Genomic DNA, 1,651 nt, shown 5'->3' with positions numbered 1-1,651 from the left:
TTGGGGGTCGGTTCACATGTGTTATCCTTATTTTTAATGAACTGTATGATGATTATTGTGACACAACAACGACACGACGGTTTTCATAACGTCCTGCTTTGGTGTTGTTGGTGGCAACAGGGCGAGATTCGCCATAACCGATGGTAGATAGACGAGAATTCTCAATGCCGTGATTATTCACCAATAGGTGCTTGACCGCCTTGGCACGACGCTCAGAGAGTTTTTGGTTGTAGCTGGCAGCACCTGTTGAGTCGGTGTGACCCTCGATGGTGGCACTGGTGCTAGGGTGCTGTTTTAGAAAATTGGCAGCTCTGGCGACATCTTTTTGAAATACGGATTTGACGTGGCTTTTGTCGTGATCAAACTGGATGGTCAGATTTAACTTGGCAGGCTGTGCTACATAAGATGGCTGACTGGGTTGTACGTTGGTCGTTGTTCTCACGGGCGTGACTGGCACAGGGGCAACTTGCTGCTGGATGTGTTGTACCGGAGCACAGTCAGCAGACTGTACACGACTGACTTGGTGGGCTTGACGGCGAGTGCCTTGGATAAGCTCTTGGGCTTGGTTGGCATCCACCTGAGTTAGACTGGCTTGATAATTGTTGCCAGTTTGTACGACAAAGTACTGTACTTCTCGTGGATTTAGATGAGTATGAATGGATTGGGCTGATAAATCGTTGGTTTTTTTACCCGTAGGAACAGCACTGATTTGGACATTACCCGCACACGCCACACCAGATGCATAATGCCCGTCTTGTAGGCTGGTTAGGTAGCGGTTATTGACGGCGATGTTGGTGCTGGACTGCTCAGCGAATTCTGCGTTAGCAAGCGGTCTGATAAACACCACGCCACCGGCATTATCGTGTGTGGCTAGGCTAGTAAATTCATCTACCGCCCCTTGACTTGACATATTCCATGTAACTTGATTACCTAAACGCACATCGGCATGTGCATGAACCGCCATCACCAGTGCCGAACTGATGAAGGCTAATTTTTTTAGTTGCATGGCAACTCCTTATAAAATTATGGTAACTTGCATAATACATTCAAAACACATTTTGGGTACAGCATGCCATTCATGATACATCTTATCTGTCATGATATATCTTAGATGGCAAGATATTAATATCACGGCAGGCTCCAAGTCCCACAAAATGCCTTTTAAATCATACTCATCATCTCATTTTTGTGTTAATCAAACCTATCTTAGTTGTAAAATTATGCAAAAATACTGTCAGAAATTGTCACATCGCTGACAAAAAATGTCACAGATGTACATTTTTTAATACAGTTACGCTCATCATGTGATTCCCGTCACGTCAGTCACGATAAGTCTTTTTAAAATTCACACAAAAATATAAGATTGACATCTATCACGTTGCAAGTAATATGCCAAGCAAAACAGTCGGATATAAACTGCTTGGACATCAGAATTTACTTGACTTATTACAGCTGTTTGATTTTATCAACTTATATCATTATAAAAATCAATAACATACCATTTCTTCAGCCATAAATAAAAGTTAACTACCAGCAAAATGTTTATTTATTGTTCATGATTTGGCAGTATGTTTTTACATAAGTTTACTTAAAAACATACATTTCGTCACAGTTTGAGTTGTTTATTGATTTTGACTTCCTCCCCTCCCTA

1 protein-coding gene is annotated in these 1,651 nt (G+C 41.8%); it reads right to left on the bottom strand.

Annotated elements, in window-relative coordinates:
- Positions 1–52: 52 nt before the first annotated feature.
- Positions 53–1,006, bottom strand: a complete 954-nt coding sequence (locus B5J94_RS13765) for an OmpA family protein (protein ID WP_062501658.1) — start codon at positions 1,004–1,006, stop codon at positions 53–55.
- Positions 1,007–1,651 lie beyond the last annotated feature (645 nt).

The sequence above is a fragment of the Moraxella lacunata genome, assembly GCF_002027545.1.
GTDB classification, from domain to species: domain Bacteria; phylum Pseudomonadota; class Gammaproteobacteria; order Pseudomonadales; family Moraxellaceae; genus Moraxella; species Moraxella lacunata.
Note: the sequence above shows the minus strand (reverse complement) of the source record. Positions and strands in the feature narration are given on the sequence as shown.